This is a genomic window from Streptomyces sp. XY431, assembly GCF_001279805.1.
Lineage (GTDB): Bacteria > Actinomycetota > Actinomycetes > Streptomycetales > Streptomycetaceae > Kitasatospora > Kitasatospora purpeofusca.
The window spans coordinates 1-24,710 of record NZ_LGDO01000001.1; the positions used below are offsets into that span (position 1 = coordinate 1).

A 24,710-nucleotide genomic window follows, 5' to 3' on the forward strand; every position below is an offset into this window, starting at 1 on the left:
CCCCCGCCCTCCTCACCACCGCCCCCGTCGCCGTCACCGTCCCCGTCCCCGTCCTCACCGCCCGGCAGTAGCTCGCCGGCCTTCCCCGGCCCCGGTGCCTTCGGCCCCGGCGTGGTGGGCGACCAGGTCGAGCGGCTCGGCGGTCAGCTGGTCCGCAAGGGCTTCGGCGCCGCCTACACCGAGGGCCCGGGCCCGCGCTGGACGGATGCCGACCGGAGCAATGTGCGGGCGTTCCAGGAGGCGATGGGCTGGAGCGGCGCCGAGGCCGACGGCTACCCCGGGCCGGACACCTGGCGGGCGCTGTTCTCCTGACCCGCCCGGCCCGGCCTCCTGACCCGAGACCGGGTCAGACCGCGCCGCCGGGCGGGCGCCCCGACATCCAGTGGAACAGCCCCATCGCCACGCTGGTCGCCAGGTTGAAGCTGGAGACCCCGGGCCGCATCGGCACCGCGACCAGCCGGTCGGCCCGCGCCCGCAACTCCGCCGAGACGCCGTGCCGCTCGGTGCCGAAGGCGAGCACCGCGTCGTCCGGGAAGGCCGTCTCCCGGATGTCGGTGCCCTCGGGGTCGAGCACATGGAGCGGACCGGCCGGCAGCTCCGGCAGGGTCAGCCGCTCGACGGCGGTGGCGAAGTGCAGGCCCGCGCTGCCGCGCAGCACGGCGGGGTGCCAGGGGTCCAGTTCGCCGGTGGTGACCACGCCGGCCGCACCGAAGCCGGCCGCCAGCCGGATCACGGCGCCCACGTTGCCCAGGTTGCGCGGGTTCTCCAGCAGGACGACGGGCGCCGACCGGGGCCGGACGGCCAGCGCGGCGCGGTTGGCCTCGGCGGTGGGGCGCATTGCCAGGGCGACCACGCCGGTCGGGCTCAACCGGGGTGCGAGCGTGCGCAGCGCGGCCTCCGGCAGCTCGACGGCCAGGGCGTCCAGCGCCGGGGCGACGTCCGGGGCCAGTTCGGCGGCCAGTGCCAGCAGCGCGGCCCGGTCGGCGGTCAGCACCTGCCGGACGGCGCCGCCGAACCGCAGCGCGTGCTTCAGCGGGTGGAAGCCGTCCAGCAGGACGGCACCGGGCTCCTCGGCGCCGGTCCGCCAGGCGCGCAGCAGTTCCTCGTTCATCCCGCCCACTCTGCCACCACGGGCTCGCCCGGCCGACCGGCGGCGGCGATCACCTGGTCGAAGGTGAGCGGTTCGCCGGGCTCCCCGTCGGACGCTCCGGGCCGCAGCCCGGCCAGTGCGAGGTCCAGGTGCCGGTGGACGAGCGCGCCGCCGGCGTCCAGGGCGGCCAGACCGCCCGGGAGCGGGCGGGAGACCCGGACGCAGAGCAGCACCAGGTCGCCCATTCCGACGTCCGTGCGCAACTGCCCGGCGTCCTGGGCGGCTCGCAGCAGCCTCCTGACCGCCACGCGGCGCGAACCGGACCCCACCGCGGCCCGCCGAGCCGGACCCCACCGACCCGCCGAACCGGGCCCTAACGCCCGGTCGGCTCCGGCTCGCGCCGCTCGGCGGAGCCGACCGTGCCGCCGCCCCGCAGCGCCCGCTCCAGGTCCTTCAACGCCTGCAGCAGCAGCCTGGTCCCGGCCCGCACCACGTCCCGCTGCACCCCGGGCGGCGCGTCGGAGAGCCGCCGCTCCAGCCGCTCCTGGGCCTCCCGGACGGCGCCGAAGTCCACCGGCTGCCCGGTCAGCAGCGCGCCCGCCGCCAGCGCGGTGGCCAGCCGCAGTTCCTCGGCGAACTCGGCCGCCCCCGGCACCGGCTCGGCGTCGGGGGCGGGCAGATGGGCCTCCAGCAGGACGGCGACCCGCCCGAGGTGGCCGACCGCCGCCCGGGCCCGGTCCAGCTGGCGGCGGCTGACCCCGGGCAGGCCGGAGGCGTGCCGGCCGGGTTCGGCGTCGGCCCGCTGCATCGCCTGGAGCAGTTCCGAGCGCGCCTCCCGGGAGTCCAGCAGTGCCCCGCGCACCTCCCGCCCGCGCGGGGCGGCCGGCCGCTCGTAGACGGCGAGCGCCTCGGCCGTGTACCGCCCGGCGGCGGCCAGCCACTCGGCCAGCCGCTCGCCGAGCCTGGCGGTCTGCCAGGTCGGGAAGAGCGCGTAGACGAGCAGGGCCAGCGAGCCGCCGAGCATGGTGAGGCCGACCCGTTCCACGGCGGTGACCAGCGGGTTCCCCTCCTGGAGCCCGAGCAGGAAGACCGCGTAGGAGGAGATGCAGGCGGTGATCACGGCGTAGCCGGTGCGGAAGGTCAGATAGGCGCCGCCGATCGAGAGCACGGCGAGTGCGGCCAGCACCCACTCCCCGGGCCGCGCCAGCTGCACCACCAGGGTGGAGACCGCCACCCCGGCCGACGTCCCGGCCAGCCGGGCCACGCCCCGGCTGTAGGTCTGGGCGAAGTCGGGGCGCATCACCATGGCGGCGGTCATCGGCGCCCAGTAGCCGTGCTCGAAGCCGGCCAGCCGGGCCAGCAGATAGGCGGCGGTGACCACTGCGGCCAGCCGGACGGCGTGCTGGAAGACCGCCGAGTGCGGCCGGAACTGCCGCCGCACCGCGCGCAGTGCCGTCGGCAGCATCTTGATCAGCGGCGGCTTGCGCAGCGTCCCGCCGGGCTGGACGACGGGGGTGTCGATGGTGTCCTCGGCGCCCCGGTCGAGCGCGTCGGCGGCGCCGCGGAGCAGCCCGGCCAGTCGGCGCGCGGCGCGGCGGGCGGCGCCGCGCAGTTCCGGGCCCTCGGTCCGGGCGACCAGGGTGAGGGCCGGGGCGGAGGACGGCAGCCGGAGCGGGTCGCCGGTGCGGATCGCCCGGGCCAGGGCGTCCATCGCCTCGGCGGCGGCCGCCAGTACCTCGCGGGCCCGGTCACGTTCGGGTCCCTCCTCGGGGGCGCCGACCTTGGGGTCGGCGATCGCCGCCAGGGTGGGCCTGATCCGTTCGGCGAGGCCGCGCAGGCCGCGCAGCTCGGGCGGGCGGTTGCGGTCCTGCCAGGGGGTGAGCGCGGCGGCGTGCCGGGCCGTCATGAACGGGGCCGGGTCGATGTGCGCGGTCGGGTCCTGGCGCAGCCGCCGGGCGTAGTCGGCGAGTTCGGCGTAGGTGTCGGCGAGCGCCTCGCGCTGGGCGGTCCAGCTGCCGATCGGCCAGACGGTGATGACCAGTGCCTGGACGACGCCGCCGAGCGCGCAGACCAGTCCGTGGCCGAGCGCGGTGAGCGGGCTGACGGGCAGCTGGACCACGATCAGCATCACCGAGAGGGTGTTGGCGGCGACGATTCCGGCGGTCGGCCCGATCGCCCAGGTGAGTCCGGCGCCGAAGGCCCAGACCGCGAGCAGCACCGGGAAGGCTCCGGGCACTCCGACCGCCAGGTAGCCGAGGAAGGTGCTGATGCCGAGTCCGGTCCCGGCGGCGACGGCGAGGGTGGCGCGGGGCCGGAAGCTGCGCTGGAAGGTCGCGGTGCCGGCGATGAACGCGCCCATCGCGGCGGAGGTGGCGAGCCGGGCGTCGCCGAGGGCCAGGGTCGGGAAGAGCACCAGGGCGACGGCGACCGCCCCGCGCACCGCCCGTTTGGGGTCGGTGAGCGCCCGGTCGACGGTCAGTCCGGTCCGCGCGGTGTCTCGAAGTGCGGCGAACCAGGACATAGCGGTCAGCTTAGTGGTGCCCTCCGCGGCCGGATCCGCGCGACCCGCGCCCCGACCCAGCACAGCGCCGCCGTCGGCAGGAAGACCGCGTCCGCCGCGATCATCGCCAGCGAGAACACCGGCAGCCCGAGCAGTACGGCGATCCCGATGTGCTCGGCCATCATCACCACCAGCAGCGCGTTCTTGACCCTCCGGTCGACCAGGGTGAACGGGAAGCCGACCTGGAGCAGCACCGTCCCGTAGGAGATCAGGAACACCGGCAGCAGCGCCCCGCCGACCAGCCCGGACAGCCCCGGCCAGGGCGTGAAGTAGTCCAGGTGCAGCGGGTAGTACAGCGCGGTGCCGTCCTGCCAGCGCGAGCCCTGCACCTTGTACCAGCCGGCCGTGGCGTAGATCAGCACCACCTCGACGGCGATCACCAGCATCGCGCAGTTGTGCACCATGGTCGCCAGCGCGTCCAGCACCGCCCGGGTCTCGCCCTCCGGCGCCAGCCGTTCGGCCAGCCACCACAGCCCGGCCACCGCCCACAGCCCCCAGAACAGCGGCGCCCAGCCGACGTACGGGAACCCCGGGGTGGTCCAGTCCAGGCTCGTCCCGGCGAAACCGCCCAGCTGACAGACCAGCAGCAGCGCTCCGAGCAGCGTCCAGAGCGGCACCCCGCTCCGCCCGGACTCCCCCCGGCGGGCGTCCAGCGACCACACCTCGGCGCACCGGGTGAAGACCAGGTAGATCGCCATCAGGTGGACGATGTTGTCGCCGCCGTCGCCGAGGAAGACGTTGCGGTTCTGCAGCGACAGCACGGTGACCAGGAACAGCACCGTGCTCGCCCTGGTCCGCCAGCCGAGCAGGACGGCGAGCGCGGCCAGCACCGCCAGGTGGTAGACCAGCTCGAACCAGGGCCGCCCGCCGAACCAGGGCAGCACGGTCAGCGCCCGGTTGTCGGCCAGCAGTTGCTGGGCCAGGTCGGTCGACCAGGGCGAGGTGTCGCCGTACAGCAGCCGCCGGTTGGGCCACTCCCGGAGCAGGTAGGCCAGCCAGACCAGCCCGAAGCCGATCCGCACCGTCGCCGCCTGGTACTGCCCGAGCACCCGCCCGGTGAACACCGCGACCGCCCGCCCGGCGAGCCCGGCCGGTCCGGTCCGCCGAGTACCGGCGGGTGCGGCGGCCGCCTCCGGGCCGGGCTGCCGGGGGATCCCAGCCACCACCGCGGCCGCGACCGCCGCCACAGCCGCGCCCCCGACCGTCTCCCCGGCCGGACCGGCAGGACCGGCCACATCGGCCGCGGCGGCCACATCGGCCACGGCGGCCGCGGCGGCCGTGCCGGTCAGGTCGGTCACGTCGGTCACCTCGCCCGCTCCGCCGGGCACCGCCCCGCTCACCGCAGCCCCCGCAGGTCCCCGGCCTTCACCGGCCACCAGGGCAGCTCCCGCACCTTCGGCGCGGCGGGCGCCGCCTCCTCGCTCCACTCCGGCGGCGCGACCGTCGTAGTGGTCACCCGCAGCTCGACCGCCACCACCGGCCGCCCCTCCACGCTCGGGCCGATCCGCTGCACCGCGATCCGCTTCAGGTACTCCTCGGCGAGCCGGCCGCGCGGATTGGTCGTCGACTCGTCCTGGGCGCTGTGCGAGCCGTCGTAGAAGTCCCACGCGCGCCGCAGCAGGTTCTGGTCCGCGTGGCTGGGCGCCGGATTGCCCCGGATCGCGGCGATGTCCTGCGCGGTCAGCCCGACCCACTCGTGGATCCGCGCCTCCCCGTCCGGCGACCCGGTGCGCACCCGGGCGTCCACGGCGATGTTCTGCTGCAGCGGATTGGGCGCGAACAGCTTCCAGTTCTGCTCGAACTCCGGATAGATCAGGCCGTCCACCTGCTCCCGGTACTCCCGGGACAGCGAATTGGCGGGCGCCACATGCAGGAAGACCGCGCCGAGGAAGAGCCCGGTGGTGCCGGTCAGCAGGGCTCCGGCCACGCCCAGGACGACCCGCGCGGGCGTCGACCAGGGCCGGCCGACGGGCGGCGGGTCCGTACTCTCGGCCATGAACTCCCCCGGGGACGGGTGGGGCCGGCACCGCGCCGGCCCGGTCGCGCGCCCATCCTGCCCTACTCCCCGGGCCGGACGGATCCCCCCGGCGTCAGCCGGTCCGCTCCGGCACCGCCGCCGGCTCCGGCACCGCCGCCCGGGCCGCGAGCACCGCCCGCCGCCGCCGGCGCAGCACCGGCACGGCGATCAGCAGCAGCAGCCCGCCGGCCGCGGCGGCCACGATGGCCGCCGTCGAGCGGCCCGCCGCCAGCAGCAGCTGGCCGACCAGCTCGACCACCAGCGTCGCCCCCGACAGCAGCAGCACCGAGCGCCGCAGCGCCGCGAGCGCGGCGGCGACCTCGGCCGGCACCTCCTCGGCCCCGGCCGGCCGCGTCCCGCTCCCCCCGCTCATGCTTCCCCCCGTCGTCCGTTCCCCCTCGGAGACGCCCTACAGGACGAAGGCGTCCTGCCCGCCGCTGCTCACCATCGGGCGGCCGGCGCCGTCCCAGGCGTACATCCCGCCGTCCACGTTGACCGCCTCCCGGCCGTTCTGCACCAGGTACTGGACGACCTGCGCGGAGCGCCCGCCGACCCGGCAGAGCACGTACAGCTTCTCGTCCGGCAGCTCGCCGAGCCGGGCGACGACCTCGCCGATCGGGATGTGCAGCGCGCCCGCCACGTGTCCGGCGTCCCATTCGTCCTGCTCCCGGACGTCCAGCAGGGCGGCGTCGGCGGGCACGGCGGCGGCGTCGATGGTGGGGATCTGCGCGAACATCGTCTGGTTCTCCTGGGCTTCGGGATCGGCGCCGTCATTGTCCCCCACCGGACGGCCGCCGAGCAGCCCTTCCAGCTCGGCCTGCTGGGCGGCGGCCCTGGCCAGCAGCTGCTCGGCCAGCTCGGCCAGCAGCCCGTCCGGGTCCTGCGGGGCCAGCGCGAGCAGTTCGCCCATCGCGCTGCGCTCCAGCCGGACCTGCTCGGCGGCCAGCTCGCCGATCCGCCCGGTCAGCCACTCCAGTCGGCGGCGCAGCCAGCCGAGCCGGTCGGGGGAGTCGGTCGCGGGCGCGGCCTCGGGCGCGGTGGACCACTCGGCGGACAGCGTCTCCAGGGCGCCGGTGTCGCCGTACGCGTAGGCCTCGTTGACCCGGGCCAGGAACGCCGCCCGGCGCTCCTGCTCGGCCGGGTCGGTGGACAGGTCGGGGTGGGCCCGGCGCACCAGCTCGCGGTAGATCCGCTGGGCGTCCCGGCCGGGACGCACCCGGACCGGCGCGGGCGGCGGCGGGGCGTCCTCCTGCGCCTGGACGCTGTCGAACAGCGCGTCCAGGTCCGGCATGTCCTCCACCCGCTGCCGCGCCTCGTGGGCCCGCCGGAGGTCCTCCGGGAGCCCGGTACGGGTGGCCACGGCCTCGGCCAGCAGCGCGTCCAGCTCGTCCAGCCGGGCGTAGAGCGGACCGAGCAGCTGGTGGTGGATCAGCGCGAAGTTGTCGATCTCGACGCGCAGCGTCCGCACGTCGACGTCCATGGTCAGCCAGGCGAGTTCGGCGGCCTCGACCCGCTCCTCCAGCTCCCCCTGCTGCGGATCCGTCCAGCGGACGGGGATCTGCGCGGTCACCTCTGGCCTCCGTCTCCTGCTGTCCGGTGCGGGGCCGGCCTGGCCCGTGCTGCGACCCTACCGCCCGTACCCGGCCCGGCCTGCGGGCCGGACGGGGAGTGCGGAGGGGCGCACGGCGTGTGACACGCAACTGATACCGAGGAATCTCCCCGTTTCGCTATCGAGTCCCGGCCGGTCCGTGCTTCGCTGGTATCCGCACAGCATGCCTTCCTCCGGAGAACCGGCCGTCTCCAGGCGTGGCGGCCAGGCGGGAGCAGACCGAATCCATGGTGGACGATCCAAACTCCACACCGCGTCCGACGGGCACCGCTCCGGAGCCCGGCACCGCACCGGGCGACCAGCCGTCGGGGGTGGTCGCCCTGGTCCGGCTCGCCGTCGTGCTGGTCGACCGCGAGGGGCGGATCGCCCAGTGGAGCCGGGCCGCCGAGGAGCTGTTCGGACACCGCGCCGAGGCCGTCCACGACCGGCCGGCCGCCGGCCTGCTGCCCGCCGCCGAGCCGCGCAGCGTGCCGGGCCAGGCCGGGCCGGGCGCCGTCGGCCGTCGCCGCCGCGACACCTTCACCACCCTCGCCGAACTGACCTCCGACGGCGCCGCCTGGGCGGGGCAGCTGCCCGTGGTCGACCGCGAGGAGCACCTGCGGGACGTGCTCTGGTGGGCCTACCCGCTGGACGGCCCGGCCGGCCGGCTGCTGGCCCTGGCCGCCGACGCCCGCCCGCTGCGCTCCGCCGGCCCCCGGCTGGCGCTCGGCGAGCGGCAGTTGCCGTTCGCCGCCGGCCCGGGCGCCCTGGGCGGCTTCCACCGGCTCTCCGCCGCGCTGGGCGCCGCCGGCCGGCCGGTCCCCGGACCGCTCGCCGCCGTGCTGCCCGGCGCCGCCGAGCGCCGCGGGCCGCTGCTCGCCGCACTCGGCCGGGCCGGACTGCCGGCCCTGCGGCTCGACCCGAGCACCGTGCTGCCGCTCCACCCGGCCGACCCGGCGGCCGGCGCCGCCCACGCGGCGGCCGGGATCGGCCGCCGCTACCCGACCGCGCAGCAGCGCACGGCCAGGCTCGGTCCGCCGACCCCGCCCGAGCAGTCCGCGCCCGGGCGCCGTCCCACCGCCCCGCCGCCCGCTCCGCTGCCCGCCCAGCGCGAGGCCGCGGCCGCCCCGGCCGCCGCGGACCGGGCCGCCCGCTCCGAACGCCCCGGGGGCGAGCTCACGGCCGGCGGCGTCCCGGCCCCGCCGAGAGGAGGCGTCACCATCGAGCAGACCACCGTCGGACCGTCCGCCAACGGACACCGGCTCCACCCGGGCGACCCGGCCCCGCCGACCGCACCGGCCGCACCGGCCGCAGCGATCACCGTCCCCGTCCCCGCCGCCGCGGTCCCGCCCGGACCGCAGACCGGCCGGTTCGGCCCGTTCCTGACCAACGGCCACGCCGGCGAGCAGCTGGCCCTGCTCAACGAGGTCGGTGGCAAGGTCGGCACCACCCTCGACCTCGGCTTCACCGCCCACGAGCTGTGCCGGGTGCTCGTCCCCCGGGTCGCCGACTTCGCCTGCGTCGACCTCGTGGACGGCCTGATCTCCGACTCCGAGCTGCCCGCGGCCCGCCCCGACGACGACACGATGCTCCGCCGGGTCGCCCTGGCCCGCAACGAGTCCGCCGGCCAGTGGGACCACGTGCTCGCCGAGGGCTCGCTGGTCGCCATGCCCCGCCGCACCCCGCCCGGCATGGCCCTCCAGCTGAACCAGCCGGTGCTGGTCCCGGTGGTCACCCGGGACGTCGCGGTCGACTACGCCGCCGCGCTCGGCGGCCCCGAGCTGGTCCCGGTGGTGTCCGGCCGCTCGATGCTGGTGGTGCCGCTCTCCGCCCGCGGCACCGTGCTCGGCATCCTCAAACTGCTCCGGCTCCCCGACCGGGACCCGTTCGACGAGAGCGACGCCGCCACCCTCAAGGAGCTGGCCGCCAGAGCCGCGCTCTCGCTCGACAACGCCCGGCTGCACCGGGCCGAGTCCCGGGTCGCCACCACCCTCCAGCGCTCGATGATCCCGACCCGCCCGCCGCAGATCCCCGGCGTCCAGATCGCCCACCGCTACCTGCCCGGCGACTCCCGGGCCGAGGTCGGCGGCGACTGGTTCGACGCGATCCAGCTGCCCGGCAGCCGGGTCGCACTGGTGGTCGGCGACGTCATGGGCCACGGCATCCACTCGGCCGCCGCGATGGGCCGCTTCCGCACCGCGATGCAGACCCTGGCCGCCCTCGACCTGCCGCCCGGCCAGCTGCTGCGCCATCTGGACAACCTGGCCCACAAGCTCGGCGACGACCATCTCGCCACCTGCCTGTACGCGGTCTACGACCCGATCAACCGGACCTGCGAGCTGGCCAGCGCCGGCCATGTGCCACCGGTCCTGGTCCACCCGGACGGCACCGGCGAGCTGCTGGAGATCCCGGCCGGCGCCCCGATCGGCGTCGGCGGGGTGCCGTTCGTCGCCAAGACCATCGACGTCGTGGACGGCTCGATGCTGGTGCTCTGCACCGACGGCCTGGTCGAGGTGCGGGGCGGTGACATAGGAGCAGGGCTGGCCGCGCTCTGCGGCAATCTGATCGACCCGCAGCAGAGCCCGGAGGAGGCCTGCGACGTGGTCCTGGACCGGCTGCACTCCGACGACCGCAAGGACGACGTCGCGCTGCTGGTGGCCCGCTTCGACGGGGTCGCGCCGAGCGAGGTCGCCACCTGGGACCTCACCGTCGACCACCGCGAGGTCGGCCGGGCCCGCGCCCTGGTCCGCGAGCAGCTGGCCGCCTGGCACCTGGAGTCGATCGGCGACACCGTCGTGCTGCTGGTCAGCGAGCTGGTCACGAACGCCGTCCGGGTGGCCCGGGACCGGGTCCAGCTCCAGCTGATCCGGGTGGACAAGCTGCTGGTCGAGGTCAGCGACGACAACCACAACCTGCCGTCGCTGGAGCCCGCCGAACAACTCGGCGAGACCGGCCGCGGCCTCACCCTGGTCACCAAGCTCGCCGAGCGCTGGGGCACCGCCCGCAAGGCGGTCGGCAAGGTCGTCTGGTTCGAACTGCCACTCTGACCGCGGTGAACACCGCGAAGCCGTGAACGACAGGAGCCCGCGGACCGGACGGTCCGCGGGCTCCTCGTACGTACTGTTCGGCCCGTTACGGCACGGCCGCGCCGGCCGGAGTGCGGCGGCGGACGTCCGCGGCCGCCGCCTCCAGCGAGGCGGTGGCCGTCGACACCACGGCCGCCGCGCCGACCCCGGCCAGCACCCGCGGCCAGAAGTCCCCGAACACCTCCACCGAGACCGCGATCAGCAGCGCCGCTATCACCGCGACCACATGCTCCATCCCGGCCAGGTTCGGCAGCACGACCGCCTCGCCGACCATCGTCGCCACGACCAGACCGGCCGTGAACCAGGCCCGGCAGCGGAACGCGATGCAGATCGCCAGCGCCACCACCGCGGCCGAGGGGCCGGTGTCCCGCACGTGCGCGACCCACTTCGGGAAGCCGAAGACGTGGTCCGGGCCGATCGCCACCCCGACCCGGGCGAACAGCGTCCCGGCGAGGGTGCAGGTGTAGGCGACCACCAGGGTCAGCCGCCGGCCGAGCACGATCTCGGCGATGCCGAAGACCACGAAGACCTGCGCCAGCGCCCCCCACACCGGCAGGTCCAGGGCCGGCACGTACAGCGACAGCGGCGTGCGCAGCAGCGAGACGTCCAGCGGCAGCGCCGCCTTGACCACGCCGATCCGGGTGACGAAGTGCTCGCCGCCCGGAAGGTGCTGGACGATGCTGAACAGCAGGATCAGACAGGTCGCCGCGGTGGCCAGTGGGACGGCCGCGAACTTCTTCCGCGCGACCTGCTCCCGGACCGTCCCGAACAGCGTTCCCCACTCGGCGACAGCGGCCTCTTTGGCAATAGCCACCGGCCCCTTTCGCACGCCCCCCGCGTGGGTCCTCCGCATCACAACCGGTTCTCCAAATCCCCGTTGGCGCAAGCGCCTTCTCGACTACCTCCACATTAGAAGCCGGTTAACGAATCCACATCGGCAATTGTGCGGATCCGAGTCATCCTCAAGGGGGAGAAACAACCATGAGATCCCCCCGGACGGCTGCCCGGCCCCCTCCGCCCCCCGGCGGAGGGCTACCCCTTCCCGTCCTGTGCCGCCACCGGCACCCGGGGCTCCGTGCCGGACGGTCCCTGGTGCCGGCGACGGAACAGCGCGGGCAGGCTCGGTGCGGTGATGAAGCCCTCGGCCCGGGCACTGGCGATGCCGATCCGCGGAATCTCGCTGCTCTTCTCGAACAGCAGATACCGCGGCTCCCAGATCGGCCGGTACTTGGCGTTGGCCCGGTAGAGCGATTCGATCTGCCACCAGCGCGAGAAGAAGCCGAGAACGGAACGCCAGAGCCGCAGCACCGGCCCCGCCCCGAGCTTCGAGCCCCGCTCGAAAACGGAACGGAACATGGCGAAGTTCAGCGAGACCCTGGCCAGATTCACCTCACCGGCGCGCTGCAGGAGTTCGATCACCATGAACTCCATCAGGCCGTTCTCGGTGTCCCTGGCCCGGCGCATGAGGTCCAGCGAGAGCCCGTCCGCACCCCACGGCACAAAGCTGAGCAGGGCCTTCAGCTCGCCCTCGCCGTCGTGGCACTCCAGCATCACGCAGCGCCCGTCGCCCGGGTCGCCGAGCCGGCCCAGCGCCATCGAGAAGCCGCGCTCGGTCGCGCCGTCGCGCCACTGGTCGGCCTTGGCCACCAGCTCGGCCATCTCGTACTCGGGGATCTCCTCGTGCCGGCGGATCCGCACCGTGTAGCCGGCCCGCTTGACCCGGTTGTAGGCCTGGCGCACCACCCGCATCGCCCGGCCGTCCAGCGAGAACTCGTCGAGTTCGACGATCGCCTCGTCACCCAGCTCCAGCGCGTCCAGCCCGTGCCGGGCGTAGATCACCCCGGCCTCCTCGGAGGCGCCCATCACGGCCGGCGCCCAGGCGTGCTCGCGGGCCTCGGTCAGCCAGGCGTCGATCGCGCCGGGCCAGGCCTCGGGGTCGCCGATCGGGTCGCCGGAGGCCAGTGAGACGCCGCCGACCACCCGGTAGGTGACCGCCGCCTTGCCGCTCGGCGAGAACATCACCGCCTTGTCCCGGCGCAGCGCGAAGTAGCCCAGCGAGTCCCGCTCGCCCTGCTTCTCCAGCAGCCCCCGGATCCGCTCCTCGTCCTCGGCGGTGAGCAGCTCCGTGTTCCGCGGGCTGCGGAACGCCACGTAGAGGACCAGCAGGAAGAGCACCGCGCCCATGGCGTTGATGACCGCGTTCACCCAGGTCGGCGCGTCGATGACGGAGCGCAGGTGCTCGGAGGGGGTGATGGTGATCATCCGGCCGACCGAGTAGCGGAACGTGTCCCAGAAGTCGGCGGCGCCGTGCAGGTTGTTGGTGAGGGCGACCAGGGCCGCGCCGACCACGCCGCCGAAGCCCAGGCCGGCCACGAAGGTGGCGGCGGCGGTCTTCGGGTTGGAGCTGTCGCCCTTGGAGGTGAACTCCTTCCGCCCGACCAGCAGCGCCAGGACGAACCCGCAGGTCAGCACGGTGGAAACATAGTTCAGCGGGTGCTTGGTGAAGCCCCCGCCGGGCAGCGTCATGGCGAGCAGGTAGAGCAGCGCGAACAGACCGGCCAGCGCCGTGTTGAAGATCCACGCGGCCCGCTTGCGGCGCCGCATCGCGATCGCCAGGAAGACCGAGAGCACCGCGCTGCTCAGCCCGGCGGTCATCAGGTAGGGGGTGAAGTACTCACCCTCGTTGTGCGTCTCGACCTGGTCCCGGAACGGCGCCAGGAGCACGGTGACGAGGTTCAGCAGGGCGATCAGCCGCAGGTACCAGACGGTCGCCGTCGCGGCCCGGGGGCGCCAGCGCGCCATGAGGGCGCCGGACCCGGATCCGGTGGGGGAGGTGGACGGCTCCGGCTTCACAGTGGACGACACAGCTCAATTCCAAACGATCAGATGGTGGGCCGCATCCGCACGCGACCCGGCCGGCCACCCACCCCCGGCCGCGGACCGACCGAACGGCAGCCGATTCCCATGGTTCCCCACCATCGGTGAGAATCGCGTGAACCAGGTAGCGGATTCACACCCCCGCCGTTCGGCGGGGTTGCTCCGGGAGGCCGGGCCCGGCGAAGCCGCCGGTCAGGCCCTACTCTCGGTTCCAGTCATGCGGACCGGCCCGACCCGTCCGCCGAACCGAGGAGGGACCATCACCACCACCCGCGTGCTGATCGTGGACGACGAGATCCTGGTCCGGTCCGGGCTGGGCCTCATCGTCGGCTCCGCTCCCGACCTGGAGGTGGTCGGCGACTGCTCGGGCGCGCAGACCGAGGAGTGCGTCCGGCGGCTGCGTCCGCACGTGGTGCTGCTCGACATCCGGATGCCCGACCTGGACGGCATCTCGGTGCTCCGCCGGCTGCGGGCCCTGCCCGACCCGCCGGCCGTGGCGATGCTGACCACCTTCGACACCGAGGAGCACATCGGTACCGCGCTGCGGGCCGGCGCCTCCGGCTTCCTCCTCAAGGACACCGCCCCGGACCAGCTGGTGCACGCCGTCCGGGTGCTCGCGGCCGGCGGCAACATCCTCTCCCCGACCGTGACCCGCACCGTGATCGGCGGCTATGTGGACGGCGGCGGCCCGGACGCCGAGGCCGCCACCCTGGCCCGCACCCTGACCGGCCGGGAGCTGGACGTGCTGGCGCTGCTGGGCGAGGGCCTGTCCAACGCCGAGATCGCCGACCGGCTGTTCCTCGGCACCGGCACGGTGAAGGACCACATCAGCGCGATCCTCGGCAAGCTCGGCGCCGCCAACCGGGTCCAGGCGGCCGTCGTCGCCCACCGGGCCGGGCTGGTCCGGCCGAAGCCGAGCGACGGGGCATGAGCGACCCCTCTCCCGCACGACGTCTTCCGGCCGGGTTCACCGCGCCCTGGCTGATGATCCTGCTGCCCGCGGTCTACTCCCTGGTGGACGCCGCCCTGGTGGCCCGCGGCGCCCCGCTCTGGCAGACCCTGCTGTCGGTCCTGGCCGCCGTGGCGCTGCTGTGGCGGCGCCGCTTCCCGGTCACCGTGCTGCTGCTGACGATGCCCGGCAGCTACCTCGACGACATCTGGCTCGCCCCGATAACCGCCGTCTACACGGTGGCGGCCGAACGCCCCCACTCCCGGGTGGTGATCCCCTGCGCCTCGCTCTTCGCGCTGGTGGAGTTCTTCCACTGGCCGCTGTCCGAGCAGTCCTTCGAGCCGACCCGGGACACCGCGCTGTACGCCATCCAGTCCGTGATGCTCGCGGCGGGCCCGGCCGCCACCGGTCTGCTGTCCCGGACCAGGCGCGAGCTGGCGGCCCGGCTGGACGAGCTCACCCGGGGCCAGGCCCGGGAGAGCCGGCTGCTGGCCGACCGGGTGCTCAGCGAGGAGCGCAGCCGGCTCGCCCGGGAGATGCACGACGTGGTCTCGCACCAGGTCAGTCTGATCAGCATCCAGGCGGGCGCGCTCCAGGTGTCCACCGCCGACCCGGCGGCCTCGGGTGCCGCGGCGACCATCCGCGAACTGTCCGTGCGCACCCTGGAGGAGCTGCGGCAGATGGTCGGCGTGCTGCGGGCCGGCGGTCCGAGGACCGGCGCCCCGCTGGCCCCGCAGCCCAGGCTGGCCGACCTGCCCCGGCTGATCGAGGAGAGCGGACTGACCGCCGACACCGAGCTCGCCCCGGGCGACCGCCCCTGGCCGGAGGCGGTCGAGCGGGCCGCCTACCGCACCGTCCAGGAGGCGCTCACCAACATCACCAAGTACGCGCCGCAGGCCGCGGTGCACGTCCGGATCCGGGCCCGGGGCCGACGGCTGCGGGTCGAGGTGCGCAACGACGCCCCGCCGGTCCGCCCCGACCGGATCCTGCCCGGCGGCGGCCACGGCCTGGTCGGCCTGCGCGAACGCGCCCAGCTGCTCGGCGGCTCGCTCGACGCCGACCCGACCCCGGACGGCGGCTTCGAGGTCCGCGCCGACCTCCCGGCGCCGTCCTCCTGAACCGGGGCCCCGGGCCGCCCCCGGACCGGCCCCGGAGTCCGGGACGCCGCCGCCGGTGCGGGACCGGGTCCGGCACCGGGGAACAAAAAAGCCCCGCAGATCCGAAGATCTGCGGGGCTTCGCTGTGCGCGAGGGGGGAGTTGAACCCCCACGCCCTTTCGGGCACTGGAACCTGAATCCAGCGCGTCTGCCTATTCCGCCACCCGCGCATGGGTGTTTTCACCGCTTGCCGGTCGATCAGCCGATCCGCTCGGTACCATGTGGCCTTCGCGTTTCTTCGATCGGGCCGCCCGGTGGGCGCCCCTTCCGACATGCAAAACAGTAGCACGACCTGCGGGTCACCTCCGAATCCGTTCCCGGGGGAGGCGGAGCGCATCCGAACGGATGCCCGGCGAACAGGCGAGCGAGGGATGGCGGGCCCGCCGGGCGGGTAGCCCTGGCATGCTGCCGCCCGCATGCGTCACCCTGTGTGTCCGAGCCCACCCCCGGGCACCACGTGGTCCGGGAACCGTACGGATGGCCCCGGCGTGGATACGATCAGTACGGAAGTACCGCAAGTAGGCGCGACCGGCTCCCCCCGGAAACCGGTCGGCAGGCAGGCGAACGAACCCTGGAAGGGGGTGCCCCATGGGAGTGCTGAAGAAGTTCGAGCAGCGACTTGAGGGTCTCGTCAACGGCACCTTCGCCAAGGTGTTCAAGTCCGAGGTCCAGCCCGTGGAGATCGCCGGAGCGCTGCAGCGCGAGTGCGACAACAACGCGAGCATCTGGAACCGCGAGCGGACCGTCGTGCCCAACGACTTCATCGTCGAACTCAGCCCGCACGACCACGAGCGGCTGAGCCCCTACTCCGGGCAGCTGGGCAACGAGCTCGCCGGCATGGTCCGCGAGTACGCGGAGGCCCAGCGCTACACCTTCATGGGCCCGCTGCAGGTGAACCTGGAGAAGGCCGACGACCTCGACACCGGCCTGTACCGGGTGCGCAGCCGCACCCTCGCCGCGGAGGAGCCGCAGCAGCAGGCCCCCGCGCAGCCGACCCAGCCCGGCTACGGCCGCCCGCCGGCCGCTCCGGCCCCCGGCGCGCCGTGGCAGCAGGGCGGCGGCGCCCAGTACGCCGCGCCCCCGCCGCCGCCGGCCGCGCCCCCCGCGACCCCGCCCGCCGCGCCGACCCCCCCCGCCGGCGGCACTGTGCGCCCCTTCCCGGGCGCCGGCCACGGCACCTCGGTGCGCCGCTGGATCGAGGTGAACGGCGCCCGCCACCAGATCTCCGGGAACGCCTGCGTGCTCGGCCGCTCCACCGAGGCGGACGTCCGCATCGACGACCCCGGAGTGTCCCGCAAGCACGCCGAGATCCGCCCCGGAACCCCCTCGATGGTGCTGGACCTGGGGTCGACGAACGGCATCGTGGTGGACGGACAGCACACCCAGCGCGCTACGCTCCGCGACGGCTCTCGAATCGTCGTGGGCTCCACCACCATCGTCTACCGACAGGTCGAAGGGTAGAGCGGGCGCGGTTATGTCAGAACTGACCCTCACGGTCATGCGGCTGGGCTTCCTGGCCGTGCTGTGGCTGTTCGTGATCGTCGCGGTCCAGGTGATCCGCAGCGACCTCTTCGGGACCAGGGTGAACCCCCGGTCCTCCCGCCGGGGCGGCGGCGCCACCGCGGCGGCGCCCGCGGCCGGTGCGGCCGGGCGGGCCCCGCAGGGCCAGCCCCCGGCCGGCGGTCCGCCGACCCAGGGCGGCGGGCGCCGTCGCGGCGCCCCGACCCAGCTGGTCGTGGTGCAGGGCTCCCTGGCCGGGACCACCGTCGCGCTGCAGGGCCAGACCATCACCCTGGGCCGGGCGCACGACTCCACCATCGTGCTGGACGACGACTACGCGTCCTCCCGGCATGCCAGGATCTATCCCGACCAGACTGGGCAGTGGACGGTGGAGGATCTAGGCTCCACCAACGGCACCTATCTGGACCGTCAGCGCCTGACCGCGCCGACCCCGCTCCAGCCGGGCATGCCGATCCGTATCGGCAGGACCGTCATCGAACTGCGGAAGTAGTAGCGCATGAGGGACAGCATCCCGTCCATGACCCAGAGGGGGGCACAGGTCGCATGACCCTGGTGCTGCGCTTCGCCGCCGGCTCCCACAAGGGACTGATCCGGGAGGGGAACGAGGACTCCGGCTATGCCGGCCCGCGGCTGCTGGCCGTGGCCGACGGCATGGGCGGGGCGGCGGCCGGTGAGGTCGCTTCCTCCGAGGTGCTCGGCTCGATCGTCCGCCTGGACGAGGACGTGCCGGGCGCCGACCTGCTGACCCTCCTCGGCGACGCGGTCCAGGGCGCCAACGACCGGCTCCGGCAGATGGTCGAGGAGGACCCGCAGCTCGAAGGCATGGGCTGCACCCTCACCGCGATGCTCTGGACCGGCCAGCGGATGGGCCTGGTCCACGTCGGGGACTCCCGCGCCTACCTGCTGCGGGACGGCTCGCTGGTGCAGATCACCCAGGACCACACCTGGGTGCAGCGGCTGGTCGACGAGGGCCGGATCACTCCGGAGGAGGCCGAGACCCACCCGCAGCGCTCGCTGCTGATGCGCGCGCTGGACGGCCGGGGCCAGGTCGAACCGGACCTCTCGATCCGCGAGGTCCGGGCCGGCGACCGCTATCTGATCTGCTCCGACGGCCTCTCCGGCCCGGTCAGCCACCAGACCCTCCAGGACACCCTGGGCAGCTACTACTCGCCCGAGCAGACCGTGCAGGAGCTGATCCAGCTCGCGCTGCGCGGCGGCGGCCCGGACAACATCACCTGCATCGTCGCGGACGTCCTCGACGTCGGCGCCACGGACACCCTCAGCGGCCGGTTCAACGACGTGCCGGTGGTGGTCGGCGCGGTCGCCGAGACCCCGCCGTCCTCGACCGCCGCGGACCAGTCGATCCGCGACACCCCGGCCGGCCGCGCCGCCGGGCTCGGCCGCGGCCCGCAGGGCGCCTTCGGCCCCGCCGAGGGCTACGGCGCCGGCCACCCCGACGCCGGGTTCGGCCCGGCCGGCGGCTACCCGGAGGGCGGCTCCGCCGAGCCCTCGGTCCACGGGACCGAGGACTACGACGACGCGCCCCGGCGGCCCAAGCGCAAGAACCGGGCGCTGGCGTTCTCGCTGGTCGGCCTGGTCACCGTGGGCCTGCTGGGCGCGGGCGGCTTCTTCGGCTACCAGTGGACCCAGAGCCAGTACTACGTCGGCGCCGAGGGCGACCACGTCGCGGTCTTCCAGGGCGTGAACCAGAGCCTGGCCGGACTGAGCCTGTCCTCGGTGCACACCCCGTACAAGGACATCGAGCTCAAGTACCTCCCGCAGGACCAGCGCACCCACGTCACCAACACCATCTCGGCGAGCAGCCTCGGCGACGCCGACGACAAGGTGAAGAAGCTGGGCGAACAGGCCGCGTTCTGCCGCAAGGTCTCCGACGTCCGGGCCACCGCCGGCAGCCTGTCCACCCCGGGCGGCACCCCGGCGACCGGTCAGCCGACCCAGCAGGCCGCCGCCGGAACCGTGGCGACGCACGCCGGGTTCGTAACGGCGACCACCGCGCCCAGCCCGTCCGCGTCCGGACGCGCCCCGGCGGCCGGCGTCCCCACGACCACCCCGAGTCCGAGCACGCCGAGCACCACCGCCCCGGCCCCCGTCGCACCCAGCCAGGGTGCCGCGGCCCCGGCGGCCCCGCAGAGCGACCTGCCCGGCCTGAGCGACGAGGAGCGGCAGCGCGCCGACTCCTGCCCGAAGTCGTGACGGAGGCGACCCGACACGGGCCCGCCCCGCGCGGGCCCGTCCGGCCGTCCCGGGGCGGCCGGCACCTGAGTGAGCGAAGCAGCAGAGCTATCGAGAAGCGCGTGTGGGCGGATGCCCCGGCCGAGCGGAGCGAGGCGGGAGCATGAGTACCTTCGATGTGAGCAGCGATCCGAACAGCCGGTCCGCCGGCGTGCCGGCCGACCGCGCGTCCTCGCGGCGCCGCCGCAACACCACCATCTCGCCGCAGGCGACGCCGAACCGGCGCAACACCGAGCTGGCGATGCTGGCGTTCGCGGTGCTGCTGCCGGTCCTGGCGTACGCCAACGTGGGCCTGGCGATGGACGACAAGCTGCCCGCCGGGATGCTCGGCTACGGCCTGGGCATGGGCGCGCTCGCCCTGATCGCGCACCTGCTGATGCGGAAGTTCGCGCCGTACGCGGACCCGCTGATGCTGCCGATCGCCACCCTGCTGAACGGGCTCGGCGTGGTGATGATCTGGCGGCTGGACAAGGCCGGGCCGCTGCTGCACAACAACTTCCCGGCCGCCTCCAACCAGCTGATGTGGTCGGGTCTGGGCATCGCGTTCTTCATCGTGGTGATGGTCTTCCTGAAGGACCACCGGGTCCTGCAGCGCTACACCTACATCTCGATGGCGGTGGCCCTGGTGCTGCTCGCCGCCCCGGCGTTCTTCCCGGAGCGCAAGGAGGACCTCGGCGCCAAGATCTGGATCCGGATGGGCGCCTTCTCGATCCAGCCCGGTGAGTTCGCCAAGATCATCCTGACGGTGTTCTTCGCCGGCTACCTGATGGTCAAGCGCGACGCCCTGGCGCTGGCCAGCCGCCGTTTCATGGGCCTGTACCTGCCGCGCGGCCGCGACCTCGGCCCGATCATCGTGATCTGGCTGCTCAGCCTGCTGATCCTGATCTTCGAGAACGACCTCGGCTCCTCCTTCCTGTACTTCGGCCTGTTCGTGGTGATGCTCTACGTCGCCACCGAGCGGACCAGCTGGATCGTCGTCGGCCTGCTGATGTCGGTCGGCGGCGCGGTCGCGGTGGCCTCCACCGCCAGCCACGTCAAGACCCGCATCGACGCCTGGCTCGACCCGATGGCCGCCTTCGCCCCGAAGCCGCCGCAGGGGGCCACCGAGCAGATCGGGCAGTCACTGATGGCGCTCGGCTCCGGCGGGGTGACCGGCTCCGGCCTCGGCCAGGGCCGCTCCTGGCTGATCGACTTCGCCGCCAAGAGCGACTTCATCCTCGGCTCCTTCGGCGAGGAGCTCGGGCTCACCGGCATGATGGCGATCTTCATGCTCTACGCCCTGCTGATCCAGCGCGGTCTGCGCACCGCGGTCGCCGCCCGCGACCCCTTCGGCAAGCTCTTCGCGGTCGGGCTCTCCTCCGCGATGGCGCTGCAGGTGTTCGTGGTCGCCGGCGGTGTCACCGGCCTGATCCCGCTGACCGGTATGACCATGCCGTTCCTCGCCCAGGGCGGGTCCTCGGTGGTCGCCAACTGGGCACTGGTCGCGATCCTGCTGAAGATCAGCGACAACGCCCGCCGTCCCGGGGTGGAGCCCACCCCGACGCCCGAGATCCAGGGGGGCACCGCCTCGTGAACAAGCCGATCCGCCGGGTCTCGATCTTCTGCCTCGTGCTGATCCTGGCCCTCATGGTGCGCACCAACTGGATCCAGGGGGTGCAGGCCGACGCCTGGGCGAGCAACAAGTACAACAAGCGGCAGGTCTACGACCGCTACGCCTACCCGCGCGGCAACATCATCGTCGACGGCCAGCCGATCACCCAGTCCACCTTCGTGGACGGCCTGCGCTACAAGTACAAGCGGTCCTGGACGGACCCGCAGATGTACGCCCCGGTCACCGGCTACTCCTCGCAGGCCTTCGGTGCCAGCCAGCTGGAGCAGCTGGAGGACGGCGTCCTCTCCGGCAGCGACGACCGGCTGTTCTTCCGCAACACCCTGGACATGCTGACCGGGGAGCAGAAGCGCGGCGGCGACGTGGTCACCACGATCAACTCCAAGGCCCAGAAGGCGGCCTTCGAGGGGCTCGGCAACAAGAAGGGCGCGGTCGTCGCGCTCGATCCGAAGACCGGCGCGATCCTGGCCCTGGTCTCCACGCCGTCCTACGACCCGGCGAGCTTCGCCGGCAACGAGTCCACCGACTCCAAGGCCTGGACCGACCTCAACGCCGACCCGAACAAGCCGATGCTCAACCGGGCGCTGCGCGAGACCTACCCGCCCGGCTCGACCTTCAAGCTGGTCACGGCCTCGGCGGCGTTCGAGAACGGCCTCTACCAGAACATCGACGACCAGACCGCGACCCCGGACCCGTACACCCTGCCGGGCACCAACTTCGTGCTGAAGAACGAGTCCGACCGGGAGCAGTGCGGCAACGCCACGATCAAGTCCGGCATGGACCAGTCCTGCAACACCGTCTTCGCCAAGATCGGCGCCGACCTCGGCAAGGACAAGATGCGGGTGCAGGCCGAGAAGTTCGGCTTCAACAGCACCGTGGACACCCCGATCCGGTCCGAGAAGAGCGTCTTCCCGTCCAACTCCACCCCGGACGGCACCGCGCAGGACTCGATCGGCCAGCACGACACCCAGGCCACCCCGCTGCAGATGGCGATGGTCTCCGCGGCGATCGCCAACAACGGCTCGCTGATGCAGCCGTACCTGGTCGCCGAGGAGCGCTCCGCCTCGCTGACCACCATCTCGAAGCACAGCGAGAAGCAGTTCTCGCAGCCGATCAGCCCGGCCACCGCGCAGAAGATGCAGGACCTGATGGTCTCGGTGGTCGAGAACGGCACCGGCAAGAACGCGAAGATCCCGGGCGTCACCGTCGGCGGCAAGACCGGTACCGCCCAGCACGGCGAGGGCAACGCGGGCCTGCCGTTCGCCTGGTTCACCTCCTACGCCAAGGCCTCCGACGGCCGCACGGTCGCGGTCGCGGTGGTCGTCGAGGACGGCTCCAACAACCGCGACGGGATCAGCGGCGGCCGACTGGCCGCACCGATCGCGAAGTCCGTGATGCAGGCCGTCCTCGGCAAGTGACGGGAGCCGGCGGCGGGTGAGGGAAATGTCACGATCGGCACCCCGGGTCCGGATACCGGTCTGATATCGGCCTGCGGCCGACTCGGGTCCGGTACGGTCCGACCGGTAGCGTGTCCGCAGCAGCGGGTGTACCCGTTGCCGTCCGTGCGGTGCCGAACCGGTCCTGACCGCAGAACCATCCGGGGCCCGGACGGCGTCACAGGGAGCGTGCGGGGACACCTACGTCACAACCTCACCGGCGGGTGAGGGAGAGGGTCGCAACTATGGAAGAGCCTCGTCGCCTCGGCGGCAGGTACGAGCTCGGCGGCGTCCTCGGGCGCGGCGGCATGGCCGAGGTGTACCTCGGCCATGACACCAGGCTCGGCCGCTCCGTCGCCGTGAAGACGCTCCGGGCCGACATGGCCCGCGATCCGTCCTTCCAAGCCCGATTCCGCCGCGAGGCACAGTCCGCGGCGTCGCTGAACCACCCCGCGATCGTCGCCGTGTACGACACCGGCGAGGACTACATCGACGGCATCTCCATCCCGTACATCGTGATGGAGTACGTCGAGGGGTCCACGCTGCGGGAGCTGCTGCACTCCGGCCGCCGGCTGCTGCCGGAGCGCGCGCTGGAGATGACCATCGGCATCCTCCAGGCCCTGGAGTACTCCCACCGGGCCGGCATCGTGCACCGCGACATCAAGCCCGCCAACGTCATGCTCACCCGCCAGGGCAACGTCAAGGTGATGGACTTCGGCATCGCCCGGGCGATGGGCGACGCCGGCATGACGATGACGCAGACCTCCGCCGTCATCGGCACCGCCCAGTACCTCTCCCCGGAGCAGGCCAAGGGCGAGCAGGTGGACGCCCGCTCCGACCTCTACTCCACCGGCTGCCTGCTCTACGAGCTGCTCACGGTGCGCCCGCCGTTCGTCGGCGACTCCCCCGTCGCGGTCGCCTACCAGCACGTCCGGGAAGAGGCGCAGCCGCCGTCCGTCTTCGACCCCGAGGTGCGCCCCGAGGTCGACGCGATCGTGCTCAAGGCGCTCGCCAAGGACCGCGACTACCGCTACCAGAGCGCCGACGAGATGCGCGACGACATCGAGCGCTTCCTCGACGGCCTGCCGGTGGCCGCCGCCCAGCAGGCCGCCGCGTACGGCATGGGCGCGGCCGGGTACGGCTACGACCAGAACGGCTACCCGCAGCACGACCCGTACGGCCAGACCAATCTGCTGCCGCAGCAGGGCCCCGGCGGTCCGACCACCGTCCTGCCGCAGGCCGCTCCGGCCGGCTACGCCGCCCAGCCCCAGCCCGGCTACGACGACGGCTACGGCCAGACCTACGCCGGCGCCCCCGGGGCCGGTGGCAACGACGGCTACGACGACGGTTACGGCCGTGGCGGCCGACGCGGCGAGGAGCCGCCGAAGAAGAGCAACACCTCCTGGATCGTGCTGGCGGTCGCCGCCGTGCTGGTCCTGGTCGGCACCTTCTTCGTCGCCCAGGCGATGTTCGGCAACAAGAAGGGCGGCGAGGACAAGAAGGAGGCCGTGAAGATCACGGCGCCCGGCCTCGTCGGCAAGACCCTGGCCGAGGCCAAGGCGCTCGTCGCCCAGGCCGGTCCCAAGCTGGTGGTCACCGAGGGCGACAAGATCGCCTGCCCGGACGCCAACGTGAAGAAGGACCAGGTCTGCACGCAGACCCCGACGGCCGGCAACCAGGTCGCCGAGGCCGCCACGATCACCGTGCAGCTGTCCTCGGGTCCGGCCAAGAGCGCCGTGCCCAACGTGGTCGGCAAGTCCAAGGAGCAGGCGGTCAAGGCGCTCACCGACGCCGGCTTCACCAATGTGACGACCGACTACAAGGACGACGACAACGCCCCGCTGGACCAGGTGCTCACGCAGGACCCGGCCAGTGGCGCCGCCGACCCGACCGCCCCGGTCAAGCTGACGGTCTCGCAGGGCAAGGCCAAGATCAATGTGCCGAGCGTGGTCGGCCAGCAGAAGGAGGCCGCCGAGGCCGCGCTGACCAGCGCCGGCTTCCAGGTGGACTCCTCGAAGACGCAGACGACCAACGAGCCCGCCAAGGTCAACACGGTCGCCTCGCAGAACCCGGCCGGCGGCAAGCAGCCGGCCAACACCAAGATCACGCTGACCATCTTCAAGGCGCCGGAGAAGGTCTCGGTCCCCCCGCTGCAGAACGTCCAGCTCAAGGAGGCCATCAAGACCCTCCAGGGGATGGGCCTCCAGTACACCGTCGTCCAGGGCCCGCAGGACCCCAACGCCACGGTGATCGCCTCCAACCCGCAGGCCGGGACCCAGGTGGACCCGAACACCTCGGTCGGGCTGATGACCAAGGCGGTGGATCCGCCCAAAGGGAGCGACCCACCGACCGTCCCCGGGATCCCCGGCCTCCCCACCCCCAGCAACACCAAAGGGGGACCCAACAACTAAGCCCTGGTTCCCCTGGTTCTGAGCCCCTCGGGGCCGGACCGACCGGCTGAGTTGCTCCCGGCAGTGAGCCCGAGGGCCCGTCGACACCGCGTCGACGGGCCCTCGGGCGTTCACCGGGGCCGTGCGGCGGCCTCCCTGCTCTCCGGCCCCGAAGGG

19 protein-coding genes and 1 tRNA gene are annotated in these 24,710 nt (G+C 73.6%); 10 read left to right on the forward strand and 10 right to left on the reverse strand.

What is annotated here, in order from left to right; genetic code table 11:
* Positions 1 to 312: peptidoglycan-binding protein (locus ADK60_RS45540; protein ID WP_199839556.1), on the forward strand; the 312-nt coding region annotated here is incomplete at its 5' end.
* A 34-nt stretch (positions 313 to 346) separates the two neighbouring features.
* On the opposite strand, the gene ADK60_RS00010 is transcribed toward ADK60_RS45540, so the two are convergent.
* The 7 genes from ADK60_RS00010 to ADK60_RS00040 form a co-directional block, all read right to left on the reverse strand.
* Positions 347 to 1,111 (reverse strand): TrmH family RNA methyltransferase, encoded by a 765-nt coding sequence (locus ADK60_RS00010; RefSeq protein WP_045938646.1) that lies wholly within the window; start codon positions 1,109 to 1,111, stop codon positions 347 to 349.
* Positions 1,108 to 1,398, reverse strand: a complete 291-nt coding sequence (locus ADK60_RS00015; RefSeq protein WP_159400241.1) for an SbtR family transcriptional regulator — start codon at positions 1,396 to 1,398, stop codon at positions 1,108 to 1,110. Before ADK60_RS00015 ends, ADK60_RS00010 begins: the two co-directional genes overlap by 4 nt.
* A gap of 65 nt (positions 1,399 to 1,463) precedes the next feature.
* The gene (locus tag ADK60_RS00020) at positions 1,464 to 3,611 is read right to left on the reverse strand and encodes an FUSC family protein (protein WP_053642181.1); all 2,148 of its coding nucleotides are present in this window, start codon (positions 3,609 to 3,611) and stop codon (positions 1,464 to 1,466) included.
* Between the two features lie 5 nt (positions 3,612 to 3,616).
* Entirely contained in the window at positions 3,617 to 4,957 is a 1,341-nt protein-coding gene (locus ADK60_RS00025) for an HTTM domain-containing protein (RefSeq protein ID WP_053642183.1), read from the reverse strand.
* A 29-nt stretch (positions 4,958 to 4,986) separates the two neighbouring features.
* Complete coding sequence (locus ADK60_RS00030; protein WP_053642186.1) at positions 4,987 to 5,646, reverse strand: DUF5819 family protein; 660 nt, start codon at positions 5,644 to 5,646, stop codon at positions 4,987 to 4,989.
* A 94-nt stretch (positions 5,647 to 5,740) separates the two neighbouring features.
* On the reverse strand, positions 5,741 to 6,040 hold the full coding sequence (locus ADK60_RS00035; protein WP_053642188.1) for a hypothetical protein: 300 nt from the start codon (positions 6,038 to 6,040) through the stop codon (positions 5,741 to 5,743).
* A 36-nt stretch (positions 6,041 to 6,076) separates the two neighbouring features.
* Positions 6,077 to 7,237, reverse strand: a complete 1,161-nt coding sequence (locus tag ADK60_RS00040; RefSeq protein WP_063772416.1) for a rhodanese-like domain-containing protein — start codon at positions 7,235 to 7,237, stop codon at positions 6,077 to 6,079.
* Between the two features lie 266 nt (positions 7,238 to 7,503).
* Here ADK60_RS00040 and ADK60_RS00045 point away from each other — a divergent pair, with 266 nt between their 5' ends.
* On the forward strand, positions 7,504 to 10,302 hold the full coding sequence (locus ADK60_RS00045) for an ATP-binding SpoIIE family protein phosphatase (protein ID WP_079007924.1): 2,799 nt from the start codon (positions 7,504 to 7,506) through the stop codon (positions 10,300 to 10,302).
* 85 nt (positions 10,303 to 10,387) lie between these two features.
* On the opposite strand, the gene ADK60_RS44340 is transcribed toward ADK60_RS00045, so the two are convergent.
* Both ADK60_RS44340 and ADK60_RS00055 read right to left on the reverse strand, forming a co-directional pair.
* Entirely contained in the window at positions 10,388 to 11,155 is a 768-nt protein-coding gene (locus ADK60_RS44340) for a hypothetical protein (RefSeq protein WP_159400242.1), read from the reverse strand.
* A gap of 218 nt (positions 11,156 to 11,373) precedes the next feature.
* The gene (locus tag ADK60_RS00055; protein WP_045938935.1) at positions 11,374 to 13,143 is read right to left on the reverse strand and encodes a phosphatidylglycerol lysyltransferase domain-containing protein; all 1,770 of its coding nucleotides are present in this window, start codon (positions 13,141 to 13,143) and stop codon (positions 11,374 to 11,376) included.
* Between the two features lie 292 nt (positions 13,144 to 13,435).
* Between ADK60_RS00055 and ADK60_RS00060 the strand changes: the two genes are divergently transcribed.
* The gene (locus tag ADK60_RS00060; protein WP_053642192.1) at positions 13,436 to 14,149 is read left to right on the forward strand and encodes a response regulator; all 714 of its coding nucleotides are present in this window, start codon (positions 13,436 to 13,438) and stop codon (positions 14,147 to 14,149) included.
* Positions 14,146 to 15,285 carry a sensor histidine kinase gene (locus ADK60_RS00065; RefSeq protein ID WP_053642194.1) on the forward strand — a complete coding sequence of 380 codons (1,140 nt, stop codon included), beginning with the start codon at positions 14,146 to 14,148 and terminating at the stop codon, positions 15,283 to 15,285. Before ADK60_RS00060 ends, ADK60_RS00065 begins: the two co-directional genes overlap by 4 nt.
* A gap of 125 nt (positions 15,286 to 15,410) precedes the next feature.
* Here ADK60_RS00065 and ADK60_RS00070 read toward each other — a convergent pair.
* Positions 15,411 to 15,494: transfer RNA gene (locus ADK60_RS00070), tRNA-Leu, on the reverse strand.
* A gap of 418 nt (positions 15,495 to 15,912) precedes the next feature.
* Between ADK60_RS00070 and ADK60_RS00075 the strand changes: the two genes are divergently transcribed.
* From ADK60_RS00075 to pknB, 6 genes are all read left to right on the forward strand, one after another.
* Positions 15,913 to 16,785, forward strand: coding sequence for an FHA domain-containing protein (locus tag ADK60_RS00075; RefSeq protein ID WP_053642196.1), 873 nt, complete (start codon positions 15,913 to 15,915; stop codon positions 16,783 to 16,785).
* Between the two features lie 13 nt (positions 16,786 to 16,798).
* Entirely contained in the window at positions 16,799 to 17,335 is a 537-nt protein-coding gene (locus ADK60_RS00080) for an FHA domain-containing protein FhaB/FipA (RefSeq protein WP_030392397.1), read from the forward strand.
* 53 nt (positions 17,336 to 17,388) lie between these two features.
* Positions 17,389 to 19,059, forward strand: coding sequence for a PP2C family protein-serine/threonine phosphatase (locus ADK60_RS00085; protein WP_063782986.1), 1,671 nt, complete (start codon positions 17,389 to 17,391; stop codon positions 19,057 to 19,059).
* A gap of 142 nt (positions 19,060 to 19,201) precedes the next feature.
* Entirely contained in the window at positions 19,202 to 20,671 is a 1,470-nt protein-coding gene (locus ADK60_RS00090) for an FtsW/RodA/SpoVE family cell cycle protein (RefSeq protein ID WP_078896310.1), read from the forward strand.
* The gene (locus ADK60_RS00095) at positions 20,668 to 22,125 is read left to right on the forward strand and encodes a peptidoglycan D,D-transpeptidase FtsI family protein (RefSeq protein ID WP_045938929.1); all 1,458 of its coding nucleotides are present in this window, start codon (positions 20,668 to 20,670) and stop codon (positions 22,123 to 22,125) included. The genes ADK60_RS00090 and ADK60_RS00095 overlap by 4 nt, the downstream gene beginning before the upstream one ends.
* 263 nt (positions 22,126 to 22,388) lie before the next feature.
* Positions 22,389 to 24,554, forward strand: coding sequence for a Stk1 family PASTA domain-containing Ser/Thr kinase (gene pknB / locus ADK60_RS00100; RefSeq protein ID WP_063772431.1), 2,166 nt, complete (start codon positions 22,389 to 22,391; stop codon positions 24,552 to 24,554).
* Positions 24,555 to 24,710 lie beyond the last annotated feature (156 nt).

What these genes read in the sequence shown, in the direction of transcription:
- ADK60_RS00030 (WP_053642186.1), bottom strand. Translation starts at nt 5,646, where the DNA reads ATGGCCGAGAGTACGGACCCGCCGCCCGTCGGCCGGCCCTGGTCGACG.
- ADK60_RS00020 (WP_053642181.1), bottom strand. Translation starts at nt 3,611, where the DNA reads ATGTCCTGGTTCGCCGCACTTCGAGACACCGCGCGGACCGGACTGACC.
- ADK60_RS00045 (WP_079007924.1), top strand. Translation starts at nt 7,504, where the DNA reads ATGGTGGACGATCCAAACTCCACACCGCGTCCGACGGGCACCGCTCCG.
- ADK60_RS00055 (WP_045938935.1), bottom strand. Translation starts at nt 13,143, where the DNA reads ATGGCGCGCTGGCGCCCCCGGGCCGCGACGGCGACCGTCTGGTACCTG.
- ADK60_RS00035 (WP_053642188.1), bottom strand. Translation starts at nt 6,040, where the DNA reads ATGAGCGGGGGGAGCGGGACGCGGCCGGCCGGGGCCGAGGAGGTGCCG.
- ADK60_RS00085 (WP_063782986.1), top strand. Translation starts at nt 17,389, where the DNA reads ATGACCCTGGTGCTGCGCTTCGCCGCCGGCTCCCACAAGGGACTGATC.
- ADK60_RS00090 (WP_078896310.1), top strand. Translation starts at nt 19,202, where the DNA reads ATGAGTACCTTCGATGTGAGCAGCGATCCGAACAGCCGGTCCGCCGGC.
- ADK60_RS00065 (WP_053642194.1), top strand. Translation starts at nt 14,146, where the DNA reads ATGAGCGACCCCTCTCCCGCACGACGTCTTCCGGCCGGGTTCACCGCG.
- pknB (WP_063772431.1), top strand. Translation starts at nt 22,389, where the DNA reads ATGGAAGAGCCTCGTCGCCTCGGCGGCAGGTACGAGCTCGGCGGCGTC.
- ADK60_RS00060 (WP_053642192.1), top strand. Translation starts at nt 13,436, where the DNA reads ATGCGGACCGGCCCGACCCGTCCGCCGAACCGAGGAGGGACCATCACC.
- ADK60_RS00075 (WP_053642196.1), top strand. Translation starts at nt 15,913, where the DNA reads ATGGGAGTGCTGAAGAAGTTCGAGCAGCGACTTGAGGGTCTCGTCAAC.
- ADK60_RS00010 (WP_045938646.1), bottom strand. Translation starts at nt 1,111, where the DNA reads ATGAACGAGGAACTGCTGCGCGCCTGGCGGACCGGCGCCGAGGAGCCC.
- ADK60_RS00080 (WP_030392397.1), top strand. Translation starts at nt 16,799, where the DNA reads ATGTCAGAACTGACCCTCACGGTCATGCGGCTGGGCTTCCTGGCCGTG.